Origin of the sequence: Candidatus Nitrosotenuis aquarius (genome assembly GCF_002787055.1) — an archaeon.
Lineage (GTDB): Archaea > Thermoproteota > Nitrososphaeria > Nitrososphaerales > Nitrosopumilaceae > Nitrosotenuis > Nitrosotenuis aquarius.
In genome coordinates this window covers 1,330,761-1,346,178 of record NZ_CP024808.1, presented here as the reverse complement: position 1 = coordinate 1,346,178, position 15,418 = coordinate 1,330,761, and the positions used below count along the sequence as shown (strand labels likewise).

Below are 15,418 nucleotides of genomic sequence, written 5' to 3'. Positions count from 1 at the left end.
ATCGTAGTATTTGTTCAAAAAGTCCAAACACTCTCTTATATGATTTTTTTAATCCAATTCTACTAGGCTTGAGAATAGGAATAATCCTAGCTGCACTCATAGTGTATACCATAACAGCTAGCGTAGCCTATGCCGAGGAATTTGACATAAGGTTCCTGCCTCAAAAGCTCGTCGAAGGCTCGCAGGCAAAGATGCAGGTCTTTGTAACAGAAGGAGAGCAAATAATACCAAAAAAGATAACGGACCTTACAATTACATCGCTTGATTCCTCTATTTTACACATAGAAAAGATTCAGGATGGCAGCTCCTTTGTAAGCGAGGTTACTGTCAAGGCAGGAAAACCAGGAACCACCACGTTATATTTGGCAGCGCCGGGATTTGGATCAAAGGAAATCCCAGTTACTATCTATGGCAACAAAAATCACGCATCTACACTTCTAGTCAAGATAACCCCGGACACTTTTACAACCAGCGGACCTAGCGAAGGATACATTGCAGTAGAGCTGGCAGACGAGGATGGCTTTCCAGTAATCGCAAAAGAGGACACCGTGGTATCCCTGAATACTGCAAACAGGGACATAATAGAAATTGCATCACAAAATTTACTAATTAAAAAAGGTGAGTATTTTGCCCACACTAAATTTACAATCAAAAATTCCGGCGAAGCCAGTGTCTATCTCACAGCACAAGACATCCAGACCGCAACTAGCACCATAACCGTACAAGAAGACGAAGACATTACAGTCAAAATGTACACATATCCAACTACAATGTCTATTCATGATGCAACCCAAGGATTTGTAATTGCGCAACTGCAGGATTCCTCTGGCAAGCCAATAATTGCGCAAAAAGACATTACCGTATACTATAGAGTTGCAGACTCGGATTTTGAGGAAGCGACCAACTATAGCTCAAACTACAAACAAAAATCAACTGGCTATTTCCAGATTCCCAAGGGCTCGTACTGGGGCTATACGCAATATTCGCTTCCTGAGGGACTAGAAGACACGTACGAAATATCAATAACCACGGAGGATCCGCTCGTAGTCGAAACTCAGGAAATAGAGGCCAAGGACCTTGAGATAATGGACGATAAGCTGGTCCAGTTTCAGACACTGCCAGTCCTTGCTACAGGTAAGCGAGAGCTGATCGGGGTGCTGTACCTAGAAGACGAAGACGGGAACCCAGTTGTAGCAAAAAAAGAGCTTGCAATCAAAATAGACTCGTCAGACAGTAAATCTCTGACAGTAGAAGATGTAATAATGAAGGGAGGCAGCCAGGTTGCCCTAGTTTACGGCAAGGTAGGCCATAGTGTTCCAACAGACCTTGAGCTAAGACCAGCAGTAAACGAGGGAGAGATGACAACAGTCGAGGTGTTTGGGCCAGACAAGGATTCGCTGGAATTTGTAGTGGAGCCACTAATACCAGAAGTTCTAACTGGAACTGCATTTCCAACTGTAATGTACCTAAAGGACGGAGAAGAGCTTACCAGCTTCCCAGAAGACAACGAGGTGTTTGTATCGCCAAACGAGTTTGTGCAAATCCAGACAAAAAAAATTGTTCAAAAAGACACATTGGTATTATTTGACTCTAAATCTCTAAAGAAAGGATCCGTGGATCTGACAGTAGAGTCAGGGGACTTTGAGGACACTACCACAATAGACAATCTTTCATCGGATCCTGCAAACATGATCTTGGATCATTCCAAGTCGATTTTTGTTGGAAACAATGATGTCTTTTCAATACAACTGGTAAATTCTGAAGGGCTGCCCACCTATGCAACAAGCGATGTTGTAATTAGCCTGGTTGCCAAAGACCGGGGACTAGTCGAGATGCCATCATCCATTACAATACCTACTGGAAGCTATTATGCACTGTTCGATGTGGCTCCAAAGGCAGCAGGCACAACAGAAATCTCGTTATTATCAAAGGAGCTGCCCCTGGTATCAGAAGAAATAACAATTACCAGCCTTACCCCAACTCTTACAATTACGGCGCCAGACTCGATTGATTCCTCTGAGACGTTTATTGCGACAGTTTCCGCAAAAGCAAACGAAAAGCCGCTTGTCGGACTAAAAGTAGACTGGCAAGTAAGCGGCGGAATCATACAGATATCAGACTCACAGACAGGCACGACCGGCGATGCTACAATATCCATAATTCCAAACGGCCAGTCAGTAAACATAGTGGCCACGGCCAGCGGCCAGTGGTATTCACCTGCCTCAGTATCAAAGTCCGTAACAGTAAACTACCCAGTAGCAATACTTGGAGAAGAAGAACAGCCAACCAAGGAAGACTATTCCATTGAGATATTTGGAATCGATCCAATCTTGATCATAGTTCCTGTCGCAATTGGTGCTGCTGGATTTATGTTAAAGAAGAAGGGCCAGCTCAAAATCAGAAACTAGTTTTCATTTTGCACAAAACAGAATTTCCTGTTTATTAAAAAACAAAAAATTCGTATGTTCAATTCGAACATCAGCTTGATTATCAAATTTCCAAATCAATCCTAATTAGAAAATAATTAGGGCGTGAGTGAATTAGCTAATCTAAAAATTAATCTTGGAAAAATGCTTGGAAAAAACAAGCCAAAGTCGCTGGTGTTTCAGTCTTTGTTAAATGGTGAGGACATCACTTTAGACGTATGCTCATTTGAGGAAGTCCTACCGTATTCTTTGCTGTCAATTCCGGTATCAACCATAACTCCTCACGATAATGTCTGGATCGCCTCATCAATGCTATCAAGGATTGCAGATGTCACAAATAATTTGGTGGTAATAGAGGATGAATTCCCAATAGGCACGATCAGCGCACTTGAGATAATTGAGGGCTTACAGAAAAATCCCACCTCCTCGTTTTTCTCAGAGAGTATTATCAAAATAATGAACCCGGACTTTTACATTGATTCTAGGACAGTTAACATTTCTGCAATACTGAACAGGATGGGAAAAAGCAAAAACCCCTTTAGCATAGTTCAGAACGACAAGACCAGCTTCTCACAGTTCTCAGTCAGGCAGGTACTAGAGATTGGTGCCCTATGTAAGACAAACATTGACGCCTCGTCATTTGCACAAAAGCGCACTCCGCGATTTAGTCGCGACAACACCATATCAGACATAATTGAAAAGCTCAGAAAGGACCAGACTGAGTTTGCATTGTTGGAAGACGAATTTACATTTGTAAACTATGACATAATACTGGAAAAGCTAAAGGAGTTAAACAACACGCCAAACGAAAACCTACTAAGCCTTAGCGCAAGCACGCTCAAGACAATTACTCCGATGCTCATATCAGACAAGCTTAGCCTAGCAGAGATCTGCAGGATAATGCTGAATGCAAAGCATCCGTGCGTTATGACACAGGACAAAATAATTACTGCGCGCGATGTCTTGGAAGTCTTGTGCAGGGAGTAACACATGTCGGAAAAATCACTTGCACGTCTAAAAGATCACCTAGACTTGATGAAAAAAGAGCTTGATTCCACCACATCGCAAATCAAGCAAATAGAGACAAAAAACAAAACAGAGCGCAAGTCCATGCAGAAAATCGACGAGCCTGCCATCAGGTCCCTGAAGAATCAGGAAGCCGACCTAATACAGGAAATATCCAAAATTCAAAAAGAGATCAAAAAATCAAGATCCAAGATACTGCTCATTGCAGAGCTTGCCGTTTTGCCCGCAATGTTTCTGATATTGCTAATGTCTGGCGTAACTGACACAATTTTTTCCAACTTTGAATCAAAAGAGACGCCAAACGTGCTCAGGACAAAATACTTTACAGAAAACCTTCGAGGCGACACAATAGACACCTGGAAGTCATGGAGACTAGTCGACAACACGCTGAGCATCAACATTCTCAAGTCGCCACGCGTAACAGAGCACCAGCTAGAAGTGATAAAAAACGCAATCATATCAGAGAAGACAGAGGAATTTGACGATTCCCTAGTACACAAGGGCCCCAAGGGAACAAAGTCAATGTATTATGTTGGGTGGGCAGGAGCACTCAAGGAAGCTGCAAAAGAAGAGACAAAATACAATATTCCAACCAATTTTGAGTTTGTCGGCAGCAATGGCGGCGAAGGAGACATCATCATAACATTATCCAACATAAAGGACTCTGACGGGTACACAGGCTATACAAAATCAATTACAGAAGACACTGAAATCCTAAAGTCATTTATCACAATTTACGACATTTCCAATTTGTCTGATGATCAGCTGGAAACAATAGTGCGACACGAGTTTGGCCACGCACTAGGCCTGGGCCACTCTACTGCCACAGAAGACCTGATGGCGCCAACAATAGACATGACCATCCCATATATCACAGACTGCAACATTGACGCAATCGTAAATCTATACAATGCAAAATCAGACAGCCAAACTGTTTGCGAAAAATAACTAAAATCCAGACTCATTTAGGACTAGGCCAAGCAGTGCGGCGCGCGTAAATTTCCCATATTCTGCCTGCCTGAAGTATTTTGCCTGGGCTGTCGAGTCTACATCAGTAGAGATTTCATCTACTCGCGGAAGCGGATGCAAAATTATTGCGTTTTCCTTCATCTTGTTTACAACATCGAGCCCGATTTTGTAGCTGCCACGCACCTTTTGGTATTCCTCCTCGTCTGGAAAACGCTCCTTTTGGATTCGAGTAACATAGACAACATCAAGCTCGTCGATGAACTCGTCCAGATTTGTGGATTCCTTGAGTGAGACCTTTTTTTGTATTTCATATATAGAGTCGGACCTTATCTTCAGCGATTCTGGCGATATCAGCTTAATATCCACATCATAGTTTGATAGAGCGTACAAAAGAGAATAGACAGTTCTGCCGTATTTTAGATCACCTACTATGCCGATTTTTAGGCCGTCAATTTTGTTTTTTTCCTTTTTTATTGTGTAGAGGTCTTGGATTGCCTGGGTTGGGTGCTCCTCTGTCCCACTTCCCGCATTGAGGACTGGCTTGTCAGAGATTTCAGATGCAAATCTACTAGAGCCATCAAGGGGGTGGCGCAGCGCCAAGACATCAGAGTAAATTGAGATCATCCGTATTGTGTCTGCCAGGCTTTCGCCCTTTTTTGTAGAAGACAGGGAAACATCTGCTATTCCAAGCGAGGTTCCGCCAATTAGCGCCATTGCCGCCTGAAAGCTCAGTCGGGTTCTGGTGCTTGGCTCAAAGAAGAGATATCCAAGTGTCTTGCCGCGGCCAACCTCGCGGCGCTGGGTCGGATCCATTTTTATGATTTTATTGGTTGCTGAAAATACTGCCTCGAATTTTGCCTTGTCAAAATCCCGCACAGATATGATGTCATTATGATAAAAATCGTTCATTTCTTTCAATGATATATACTGGTTAGTATACAAAGTATTCTGATGCAGGAATCAAATCTCATAGTTCGCCGAATAAAGGACGGCACAGTAATTGATCATATCGAGGGCGGCAAGGGCCTCAAGGTGCTAGAGGCAATAGGCATCTCTGGCCAGGAAGGCGACGTCATAACAGTAGCCCTCAACGTCCCAAGCGGAAAATACAGCAAAAAAGACATAATCAAAGTAGAGAACAGATACCTCCAGGACTCGGACACCAACAAGCTTGCAGTGATATCGCCCAAGGCGACAATTAACATAATCAAGGACTACAAGCTGGTAGAAAAGCGCCGAGTCACACTCCCAAACAAAATTGAAAAGATATTTCGATGCTCAAATCCAGACTGTATCACAAACAGCAAAGAAGACATTGAATCAGTCATGGAAGTAATCGACAAGACTGGCCTTGTCCTAAAATGCAAGTATTGCGCAAGGATTTTGGACGTAAACCAGCTGAAATATAATTAAAACAAAGAGTTTTTGGGGCTTATTGTCCCAAGATAATGAACATCATGACGATTCCGTAGATTGCGATTGACTCGACCATACCTACGAAGATGAATACTTTTGACTGTAATGCTGGGTTTTCACTAATTACGGCAAGACCTGCAGATCCCACATAGCCTAATCCGATTCCTGCACCAAATGCTGCAAGACCAAATGCTAAACCTGCGCCAAGAATTTTCAGTGATCCGGAATCACCAGATGCTGGTGCTCCCTCTTCTGCTGCAAATGCAAGGCCTGTCATTGCTGAAAGTGATACAACTGTTGCCAAAAGCAATAACGCGAAGGATTTCATTTTCAGATTTGCTCCAAGGACTCCTTTATTTAAATCATGGTGTGGATTTTGAAATTTTGTCCAACGTTTTTGTTTTGAAGTGTTTTAGATCTGATCGGATGGAATCTAGCTGAGAATCATTTTCGGATTCTAGTGCGCTGCTTGCTTGATCAAGTAATCTTTTGATGTCTTGTTTTGCCATTTTACTTCTTCTTCTCCATTACTGCCTTGACTTTTTTTAGTCTTGCGAATTCTTCCCTTTCTCTTTCCTCTAGTGTTGCCAAGATGAACTTGATTCGCAGCCTATACTGCGGAATAATGACGTTTTCTAGCGCATTCAGGAGTTTTTGCGTCTTTTCTAGCGCCTTTGCAAGTGCAAAGATGGAATTTTCATATTCGGCCGCCTTGCAGATTTTTGGGAGCAATACCTTGATCTGCTTTGCCGCCCTGTCTATTGAAGAGTTGGTGTCTGCAAATCCATAAGGCATTGATTTTGTGTCTTTTTCTGTAACATTTAGTGTTGGGATTGTGACATCCACTACTCGCTTTACCTTGGTGTCTACCTCCATTACTGCCGGAGTGGATTGTGCTACCGAGTCCACTGTTGCAGTGCCCAGTGACAGATAAGCATCGTTTACTGATTTGTAGACGTCTTGGAGTGGCTCCCAGATTCCGCCGCGAGCCTTGTTTGCTTCTGTGATCATTTCTTCAATGTTTTTTAGCAAGACCTTTCTTTTGTCGTCAAGAATTTTTTGCACCATTGTCGCAACTTGGCTTGAACGCTTGTACTTGAGCAACTCAATTTTTGTTGCTGCAACGTTTTGGCCAAACGACATTTAGCTATCGTTCCTTGTAGTATTGGTCGATAAACTTGTCTTTAACTTTGGTTAGCTCGTTCTTTGGCAATAATGACACTACTTTCCACTGGAGTCCCAGCGTTTCCTCTATGGTTCGATTCTCGTCAATTCCTTGGGTGAGGAATTCCTTTTCAAATCCGTCGCCTACTTCGAGATATTTGAGGTCCACACCTGTGAGGCCTGCCTTTCCTACAATTCCTGCCAGCGCGCGAACTTCTTGTGCACGGGAATAAGCATCATAGTTTTGATTGGAGACTTCTTGGTGGTCTGCTCTTGTTCTTCCCTCGCCAATTCCGTCCTTCATGATTCGCGATAAGCTCATCAGGATGTTTACTGGCGGATAGACTCCTTGTCTGAACAAGTCACGACCCAACACTATTTGTCCTTCTGTGATGTAGCCAGTAAGGTCTGGAATTGGATGAGTGATATCGTCTGATGGCATGGTCAAAATTGGCATCTGAGTCACACTGCCCTTTTTGTCTCGCAGTCTTCCTGCTCTTTCGTAGATTGTCGATAGGTCAGTGTAGAGATATCCAGGATAGCCTTTTCTTCCCGGCACTTCTTCTCTTGCTGCGCTGATTTCTCTTAGTGCCTCTGCATAGTTTGTCATGTCTGTTAGAATTACCAGTACGTGCATTCCAAGGTCATACGCCAAGTATTCAGCAACGGTTAGCGCTACTCTTGGCGTGATGATTCTCTCAATTGCAGGATCGTCTGCTAGATTCAAAAATAATACACTACGCTTTAGTGCGCCAGACTCCTCTAGGCTTCTTCTGAAATATTCTGCCTCGGAATATTGCACGCCGATTGCTGCAAAGACTACTGCAAATTCATCGGATGTTCCAACTACTGCCGCCTGTCTTGCAATTTGTGCTGCCAAGATATTGTGTGACATGCCAGAGCCGGAAAAGATTGGAAGCTTTTGGCCTCTGACTAGCGTTAGCATTCCATCAATTACTGATACGCCTGTTTGAATGAAATCTCTAGGATATTCTCTTTGTTCTGGGTTCATTGGTGCGCCGTTGATGTCGATGAATTTTTCTGCAATTGGGTCTGGCAGTCCGTCGATTGGTCTTCCCAGTCCGTCAAAGACTCTGCCTAGCACTTGTTCGGAGACTGGCATTTCCATGACTTTGCCTACGAACTTTGCGCTTGTTCCAGAAACTGAGAGACCTGTTGTTCCCTCAAATACCTGGACGATTGCTTTTCTATTTCCTACTTCGAGGACTTTGCCTAGTCTTCTCTGTCCATCGGTAGTTTGAATTTCAACTAGCTCATCGAATGCAACGCTTTCTACTCCGTCAACAATTACTAGTGGTCCTTTGATCTCTGCAATTTTTGAATACTGGACTCCACCCTGTGCGCTCATGCCGAAACCTTTACTCCGGAAATGTTCTTGAATTCAGATTCTATAGTACCAGACAGTGCATCTAGTTTTGCAAGCTCGTCCTCTTTTACTTCCATTCTTGCTTTGAGTAGTGTTGCAATTACTGGCATCGCCCTAATGTCAGCAAGGGATGCGCCTTCACGCAGTGCCGCTTGGCCTTTTCTGTAAAAGTCAACTAGTAATGTCAAGAGCTTGAATTGTTTTTGTGGGCTGCAGTAAGTGTCTACGTCGTCAAAAGAGTTTTGTTGTAGGATTCCGATTTTGACCATTCTTGCTACCTCGAGAATTAGTTTTTCCTCATCTGGCAGTGCTTCAGGGCCTAGCAGTCTGACAATTTCTTTTAGTGTGTCCTCTCTTTGCAAAATTCCGTATGCTTCGCGTCTTAGCTCAAACCAGTCCTTTGACACATTTTCGCCCCACCATTTTCCAATGTCTGCTAAATATCCGGAATAGCTGTTCATCCAGTTAATTGACGGATAGTGACGAGAATACGCCAGTTTTGCATCAAGCGCCCAGAAAGTTTTGATGAATCGCATTGTATGTGTAGTGACTGGTTCTGTAAAGTCTCCACCAGATGGAGATACTGCGCCAATCAGTGTTACAGAGCCGTCCCTGTCTGGGCTTCCTTGCGCTCGGACACGTCCTGCTCTTTCATAAAATTCTGCTAATCTTGATGCTAGATATGATGGATAGCCTTCTTCTGCTGGCATTTCTTCGAGTCTTCCGCTCATCTCTCTTAGTGCTTCTGCCCATCTTGAGGTGGAATCAGCAACAAGGACGACGTCCTTACCCATGTCTCGGTAATATTCAGCAATTGTTACTCCAGTGTAGATGCTTGCCTCTCTTGCAGCCACCGGCATGTTGCTAGTGTTTGCAACAAGGACAGTTCTGTCCATGAGTGGTTTTCCGGTTCTTGGGTCTTTGAGGTGTGGGAATTCAACGAGCACCTCGGTCATTTCGTTTCCTCGCTCTCCACATCCGATATACACAACAACTTGAGAGTCTGCCCACTTTGCAATTTGGTGCAGTGTTACGGTTTTTCCTGTACCAAATGCTCCTGGAATGGAGCCTGTTCCACCCTTTGCAATTGGGAAGAATGTGTCAATTACTCTTTGGCCAGTCAATAGTGGAATGGTTGGATCGTATCTTGATTTGTATGGTCTTGGCTTTCTTACTGGCCAGTAATGATACATCTTGATCGGTGTCTTGCCATTATCTGTGGTTGCAAGCTCTGTTTCTAAATCATAAGTGCCTTCGCTAACAATCTTTGTGATTTTGCCGCCAGCATGGTCTGGTGGAACCATTATGCCATGCTCGATTAGGTCGGTTTCCTGCACAGAGCCGATGATGCTTCCCGGTTGCACAGTGTCGCCAATCTTTACCTTTGGTGTGAATTTGTATTTTTTATTCATAACAACTGGCGTGGTGGTGATTCCTCTGCCAATAAAAGAGCCAGACTTTTCTGCCAAGTCTTTTAGTGGTCTCTGGATTCCATCATAAATTTGGCCAATGATGCCTGGACCTAACAAAACGCTCAGTGGGTTACCAGTACCTACTACTGGCTCGCCTGGCTTTAATCCGCTGGTGGATTCGTAAACTTGGATAAATGCTACATCGCCTGTAAGACGAATTACTTCGCCGATTAGTTTTGCGTCGCCGACAGAGACTGTCTCGTACATTTTTGCATCAGACATGCCGTCTGCTTTTACTGCAGGACCACTAACCCAAACAATTCGACCCTTTGCTACCATTCCCTTTTACCTTCCGAATTTTGATGCAATATCCTTCCTTATTAAAGGCTTCAGGCGATCTAGTCTTGCATCAATTGTGTTGTCGAATTTCATGGTGCCATCCTTTGATTGAACGTGAATTCCACCGAGACATTCAATTGTATCAGATGAGAGCGTTGCTCCTGGAAATTTGGATAATAATGATTGGACGACAGACTTGTCCTTTGAATTTGTCTGAACAATTATCTCGGATGTGCCAATTGTGTCAATTGACTCTTGTAATAATGACGAGATTAATTTGGAATAGTCAGAGCCACGATCTGCACTTTGGAGTTTTGCGATCGCTTTCTCAAAGACTTTTTCTATTGATTCTTCTACCAGCAAGAGTTGTTTGTTTCTGGAATCTAGATCGGCGTTTCCTATGATTTGTTTTTCGAGTTTTTCTGCTTCCTTTTTGCCCTCGGCTAGAATTTTGTCATATTCCTGCTCCAGCGTGATTTGCGAGTTTGCAAGGGTTGTTTGTGAGGACTTTAATGCTTCTTTTAGGCTTGAGACGATCTGTTGTTCTGTGTTCTGAAGGATTTTTTCTACAGTTCTCTCTAGTGCAGAATCAACGCCCATTGATCTGGCTCCAATAGACTAATGGATTTTAATGTTTGGAAAGATTTTAAAATCGTCCAAAAAACCGAATAATTGTCTTGGTAGTAGCCGATCTAAAACTTGGTAGCATAATTTTACCTAGATCGGAATCTCCACTTGCAGTTTCCCGTCTTGCGGAATTTGAATGGTTTCACAAAATAGAGACGGAAAACGACATCGTTACTCCCGAAGTTGACGATTTACTTTTGCGCGCGCAAAAATCCTACCAAGCAATAGACGACGTGGTAAAGGGCTTGCAGATTCCACTACAAGTTGGAATCATGGAAGTATTATTCAAGGGAACTGTCATCAAGAAAAAACAGTACGAGCTTGACGAAATGCAGACAATGGTTGACGACTTGGAGAAAAAGAGCCCAGGAATTGTTGACGGTCCGGCAAAACTACTCGAAGACATAGCTGCAACCCAGCGTTCACTGGATGAATACACCACTCTGAAGGAAACTCTTGATGTGGTCAAAAAACTAAACGTCGATGTTGGGGGCTTTGGCTTTATGAAATATTTCTACACAAATCTCTTTGTCATAAACACAAGCGAATTTGCCGAGGTAAGCAGAACGCTTGAAGGTGTTACAATTTACAAGTATGAGTTGGACACAAAGGACAAGCTGGCAGTAATCGTGGTTGCTGGCTCTGACGATTCCGATAAGGTACTCAAGGTGTTTCGTGGCTTTAATTCAAATCCATTTGTGATACCGCAGGGACTGCCACAGGTTCCTGCACAGGCATATTCACTGATTGTATCCAAGCTCGCAGAGCTAACCAAGAAGGAAAAAGAACTTGCAAAAGAAATCGCCAAAGTCAAAGTCTCAATTCGCAGGGACATACTAGCATTGCATGAGAGCGCGTTTGTTGCCAAAGAAGTACTAGAAACGCTTCGCAAGCCTGGCGGAACAAAGAGATTTGCAGTCATACAGGGATACATTCCAAAAAACATGGAAGGAAAATTCAAAGAAGTAACAAAGCAATGGATGTCAGTTACCGAAGATATCAGGGATCCAAAGATGGTGCAAAACAGGCCGACACTCTTCCAAAACAAGAGATGGGTCAGAACCTTTGAGGTAATTACGCAAAGCCAGGGCATTCCAAGACGCGGCGAGGCAGACCCAACGCCCATGATTTCACTAATGTGGCCAATATTCTACGGAATAATGTTTGCAGATCTTGGCCATGGCTTGTTGCTCATGGGTCTTGGCTTGCTGTTCAAGATGAAGGGCCAGGGTGTCATGGCAAGATGGGGAATGCTAATTGCCATTTCTGGGGCATCTGCAGCAGTTGCAGGAGTAGGTGCTGGAGAAATGTTTGGCTTCCACATTGATCACTTGCAGCCATTTGAGGATCTGTTGCACGGGCCGCTACAGCCAGTGTCCTGGCTGGTTGGAACCCTGTCCGTTGCGGAACTGACATTTGAGCAGGTAATCAACATACTCAAGGTTTCACTATTCCTTGGAATTATTCATTTAATTTGGGCATTCGTACTGAGAATCAGACGACTGCACAAGGAAGGTCACAAACAAATGATGATCACAGAAGCAATTCCAAACCTTACACTGTACGGCGGCATTGTCGTGATAATGATGTGCGCAATTGGTGCAAGCTATGATGTCATGAACATGTATTCTAGAACACACACCGAAGTTGTTCCATGGGTCACAATATTCTTGGGTGACTGGGCTCGAGTTTGGATTGTCACAAGAATTGCAGTAATTGTCGTACTTGGCTCTATGGCAACAATGATGGTTGGCGGAATTTTACACGCAAAACATCACCCAGAAGACGGTGGAAGTGCAGCAAACGTAGTCATGGAGGTATTCTTGGGCAAAACAGTAGAATGCCTTGCACATACTATCAGCTATGCACGACTTGGAATCATGCTGCTTGTGCACGCTGCATTATTAATGACAGTCAACAATGCATTTGCATCAATGGGAGGCTGGTCCTCACCTGGCGGAATTGCAATGATTGTTGGCGGAAACTTGGGAATCATGATGATTGAAGGACTAATTGTGTACATCCAGTCCTTGAGATTACACTTGTACGAATTCTTTACCAAGTGGTATGACGGAGGCTCTCAGCCATTCAAGCAAGTAGTACCAGAATTATTGTACAATCAATTAATCTGGAAGAAAAAATAATTCACTCTACAGGCAATTCAGTTCTGTTTGACCATTCGCCCCAAGAACCAAGATAGACTCTGATTTTCTCAAAGCCAAGTTTTTTGAGTGCCAAAAAAGAGTTTGCCGCCCTATATGCACCCTGACAGTACGTAATGATTTGTGCATCCTTTGGAATTTTGTATAGTTCTTCCAGCTGTTTTTCATTTTTTATTGTGCCGTCTTCAGAGATGTTTGCAGAAAAATCGACATTGATTGCTCTTGGAATGTGGCCACGCCTTGCGCCGCGGATCACATCCCCATTGAATTCTTCTTTGGATCTTGCATCAATTAGTATAGACTTGCCAATGTTTTGCAACACATGTTCATAGTCTGCCAAGATTTGCAGGTTTGGGTTGCCGTCAAAGGTTGTTGGGAAAAATCCGTTTGTTTTTGTCTCAAGTGTCAGGCCGTCTGCTTGCCATTTTTTTATTCCGCCATCAAGCATGAAGACATTTTGGTGTGAAAAATACATCAGCAACCAGACTCCTCTTGCCGCAAGCATTCCAGAGACATCGTCATAGAAAACAATTTTCTTGGACATAGTCACGCCAACAAACGAGAGAAGTTTTTTTGTTTGCTCATTGAAAATCTGCATCCCCTGTGGTGTTGTGTCAAACCAATGATATGCAAACAGGTCCAGATTTACTGCGCCTGGAATGTGTCCCTGGGAATATTCTTTGTATGATCTTGCATCAATTAGAACTAGATTTTGGTTTTGGAGTTCCTTTGCCAGATTTGCAGTAGAGATTAGCACGAATCAGCTAATCCAGCATCCATTAAATCTATTTTGAAAACAAAAGGAAAAGAGAGAGGGTTTTTGAGTTGTTTACTCGTTTACGTATGCTCTTTCGCCGTGTTGGGCTAGATCTAATCCGATTTCTTCCTCTTTTGGAGTGACTCGAATTCCGCCTGGCCATACTGCATCCATTACTTTGAGGATGACAATAGTTACACCAAACGAATAGCCTACTGACATTAGAGCGCCCATGATGTTGATAGCTTGTTGCTCATAGCCTTCTGGTGTTCCAGTCCATGCGCCGATTCCCAGGCCTGTGTCCCATATGTGTGGGCTTGCAAGGGTTCCGGTCAAAACTGCGCCTGTGAAACCACCCATTCCGTGTACTCCCCAAACGTCGAGTGCGTCGTCCCATTTGCGAGAGTTCTTGAATGCAACACAACCATAACAAACAGTTCCTGCTGCAATACCAATGATCAATGCTGCCATTGGTCCAACGAAACCTGATGCTGGTGTGATGGTGACCAGGCCTGCAACTGCACCTGATGCTGTACCGACAATACTTGGCTTACCAGTATGTGCCCATGCCATTAACATCCATGTTAATGCAGCCATACCTGTAGCTGTATTTGTTACAACCCATGCGCTTGTAGCAAGACCATCTGCTGCAACTCCACTTCCACCGTTGAATCCAAACCAGCCAAACCAGAGCATACCTGTTCCTAGAACAACCATTGGAATGTTGTGTGGTTCCATTGGAACCTTGCCATATCCAAGTCGTCTTCCGAGAACTAGGGCTCCAGCCAAAGCTGAGAATCCAGAGGTGATGTGGACTACTGTTCCGCCTGCATAATCAAGCGCGAACGACGGCGCCAAATCAGGATTCATGTCTAACTTTCCTGCATAGATGATTCCTCCGCCCCAAACCCAGTGTGCTACTGGATCATAGACAAAGGTCGCCCATAGCAAGATAAAGACAACAAATGCGCTGAACTTGATTCTGTCAATGATACCGCCTATGATTAGTGCCGGAGTGATGATTGCGAAAGTTGCTTGGAACATTGCAAAGAGTTGGTGCGGAATTGTTCCAGGCCAAATTGCGCTACATTTTACATCCGTGCTTACGACATATGGCGACCTCAGAGTATAGTAAACTTGGTCAGTACATGCACTTGGAGAGCCAAGTGGAGCTACATGAGATACTTTGTTGAATCCAGCATAATCTAGTGATCCCATGAACAAGTTTGCATCATTGTTCACTGGACCAAATGCTAGAGAGTATCCCCACAACACCCATTGTACTGAGATTAGACCCATTACAACTAGTGTCATGCCTAGTACGTTTACCATGTTCTTTGATCTTGCCAATCCGCCATAGAAGAATGCAACACCAGGGGTCATGAATAGGACCAATGTTGTTGCAGTTAGCATCCAAGCGGTGTCACCCGTATCAATCATGCATGGTGCAAAAGTTCCAGAACCTGGCTCTGTTTCATACCAGCATTCTGCTGGATTACCAGTGTCGATTCCTGTTCCTCTTGCTGTATATCCGTCCATGCCATCATCGATTTGTTGGGCATAGGCTGTAGACAGTACGCCTGTTGAAGTTGCGGCAACTGCTACCACAAGTAATAGAGCATACTTGTGATTCCTGTTCTTCATTGGAGGTTTGAAAGGTGAAAATTATTTAAGCGTAGAGAAGTTTTGGGCAGAAAAGATGTAAATTGTTAAATAGATTAATCCTAAGATAA

General features: G+C 43.7%; 14 protein-coding genes. 5 read left to right on the top strand and 9 right to left on the bottom strand.

The features are described from left to right. Window positions 1-68: 68 nt before the first annotated feature. The 3 genes from NAQ_RS07815 (at window position 69) to NAQ_RS07805 (ending at window position 4,400) form a co-directional block, all read left to right on the top strand. Window positions 69-2,408 carry a hypothetical protein gene (locus NAQ_RS07815; protein ID WP_100182992.1) on the top strand — a complete coding sequence of 780 codons (2,340 nt, stop codon included), beginning with the start codon at window positions 69-71 and terminating at the stop codon, window positions 2,406-2,408. A 123-nt stretch (window positions 2,409-2,531) separates the two neighbouring features. Then, entirely contained in the window at window positions 2,532-3,413 is an 882-nt protein-coding gene (locus NAQ_RS07810; RefSeq protein ID WP_162858702.1) for a hypothetical protein, read from the top strand. A 3-nt stretch (window positions 3,414-3,416) separates the two neighbouring features. Then, a complete protein-coding gene (locus tag NAQ_RS07805; protein ID WP_100182990.1) occupies window positions 3,417-4,400 on the top strand; it encodes a matrixin family metalloprotease in 984 nt (327 codons plus the stop codon). Here NAQ_RS07805 and pyrB read toward each other — a convergent pair whose 3' ends face one another. Continuing rightward, window positions 4,401-5,330, bottom strand: a complete 930-nt coding sequence (gene pyrB / locus NAQ_RS07800; protein WP_100183525.1) for an aspartate carbamoyltransferase — start codon at window positions 5,328-5,330, stop codon at window positions 4,401-4,403. It lies immediately after the preceding gene. Between the two features lie 42 nt (window positions 5,331-5,372). On the opposite strand from pyrB, the gene pyrI reads away from it, so the two are divergent. After that, a complete protein-coding gene (gene pyrI / locus NAQ_RS07795) occupies window positions 5,373-5,834 on the top strand; it encodes an aspartate carbamoyltransferase regulatory subunit (RefSeq protein WP_100182989.1) in 462 nt (153 codons plus the stop codon). 19 nt (window positions 5,835-5,853) lie between these two features. Here the strand turns inward: pyrI and NAQ_RS07790 are convergent, their stop codons facing one another. The 6 genes from NAQ_RS07790 to NAQ_RS07770 are packed head-to-tail and all read right to left on the bottom strand — an operon-like array spanning window position 5,854 to window position 10,739. Continuing rightward, a complete protein-coding gene (locus NAQ_RS07790) occupies window positions 5,854-6,165 on the bottom strand; it encodes an ATP synthase subunit C (protein WP_100182988.1) in 312 nt (103 codons plus the stop codon). Between the two features lie 34 nt (window positions 6,166-6,199). Further along, window positions 6,200-6,346, bottom strand: a complete 147-nt coding sequence (locus NAQ_RS10185) for a hypothetical protein (RefSeq protein WP_162858701.1) — start codon at window positions 6,344-6,346, stop codon at window positions 6,200-6,202. Window position 6,347: 1 nt separating this feature from the next. Beyond that, window positions 6,348-6,980, bottom strand: coding sequence for a V-type ATP synthase subunit D (locus tag NAQ_RS07785; RefSeq protein WP_100182987.1), 633 nt, complete (start codon window positions 6,978-6,980; stop codon window positions 6,348-6,350). Window positions 6,981-6,984: 4 nt separating this feature from the next. Beyond that, window positions 6,985-8,370: a V-type ATP synthase subunit B gene (locus NAQ_RS07780; RefSeq protein ID WP_100182986.1), complete on the bottom strand. Its 1,386-nt coding sequence runs from the start codon at window positions 8,368-8,370 to the stop codon at window positions 6,985-6,987. Beyond that, window positions 8,367-10,139, bottom strand: coding sequence for a V-type ATP synthase subunit A (locus tag NAQ_RS07775; RefSeq protein WP_100182985.1), 1,773 nt, complete (start codon window positions 10,137-10,139; stop codon window positions 8,367-8,369). The genes NAQ_RS07780 and NAQ_RS07775 overlap by 4 nt, the downstream gene beginning before the upstream one ends. Before the next feature lie 6 nt (window positions 10,140-10,145). After that, window positions 10,146-10,739 carry a V-type ATP synthase subunit E gene (locus NAQ_RS07770; RefSeq protein ID WP_100182984.1) on the bottom strand — a complete coding sequence of 198 codons (594 nt, stop codon included), beginning with the start codon at window positions 10,737-10,739 and terminating at the stop codon, window positions 10,146-10,148. Window positions 10,740-10,816: 77 nt separating this feature from the next. On the opposite strand from NAQ_RS07770, the gene NAQ_RS07765 reads away from it, so the two are divergent. After that, the gene (locus NAQ_RS07765) at window positions 10,817-12,910 is read left to right on the top strand and encodes a V-type ATP synthase subunit I (protein WP_100182983.1); all 2,094 of its coding nucleotides are present in this window, start codon (window positions 10,817-10,819) and stop codon (window positions 12,908-12,910) included. A 1-nt stretch (window position 12,911) separates the two neighbouring features. Here the strand turns inward: NAQ_RS07765 and NAQ_RS07760 are convergent, their stop codons facing one another. Beyond that, a complete protein-coding gene (locus NAQ_RS07760; RefSeq protein WP_100182982.1) occupies window positions 12,912-13,685 on the bottom strand; it encodes a sulfurtransferase in 774 nt (257 codons plus the stop codon). Window positions 13,686-13,757: 72 nt separating this feature from the next. Next, a complete protein-coding gene (locus NAQ_RS07755; protein ID WP_100182981.1) occupies window positions 13,758-15,329 on the bottom strand; it encodes an ammonium transporter in 1,572 nt (523 codons plus the stop codon). Between the last annotated feature and the right edge of the window lie 89 nt (window positions 15,330-15,418).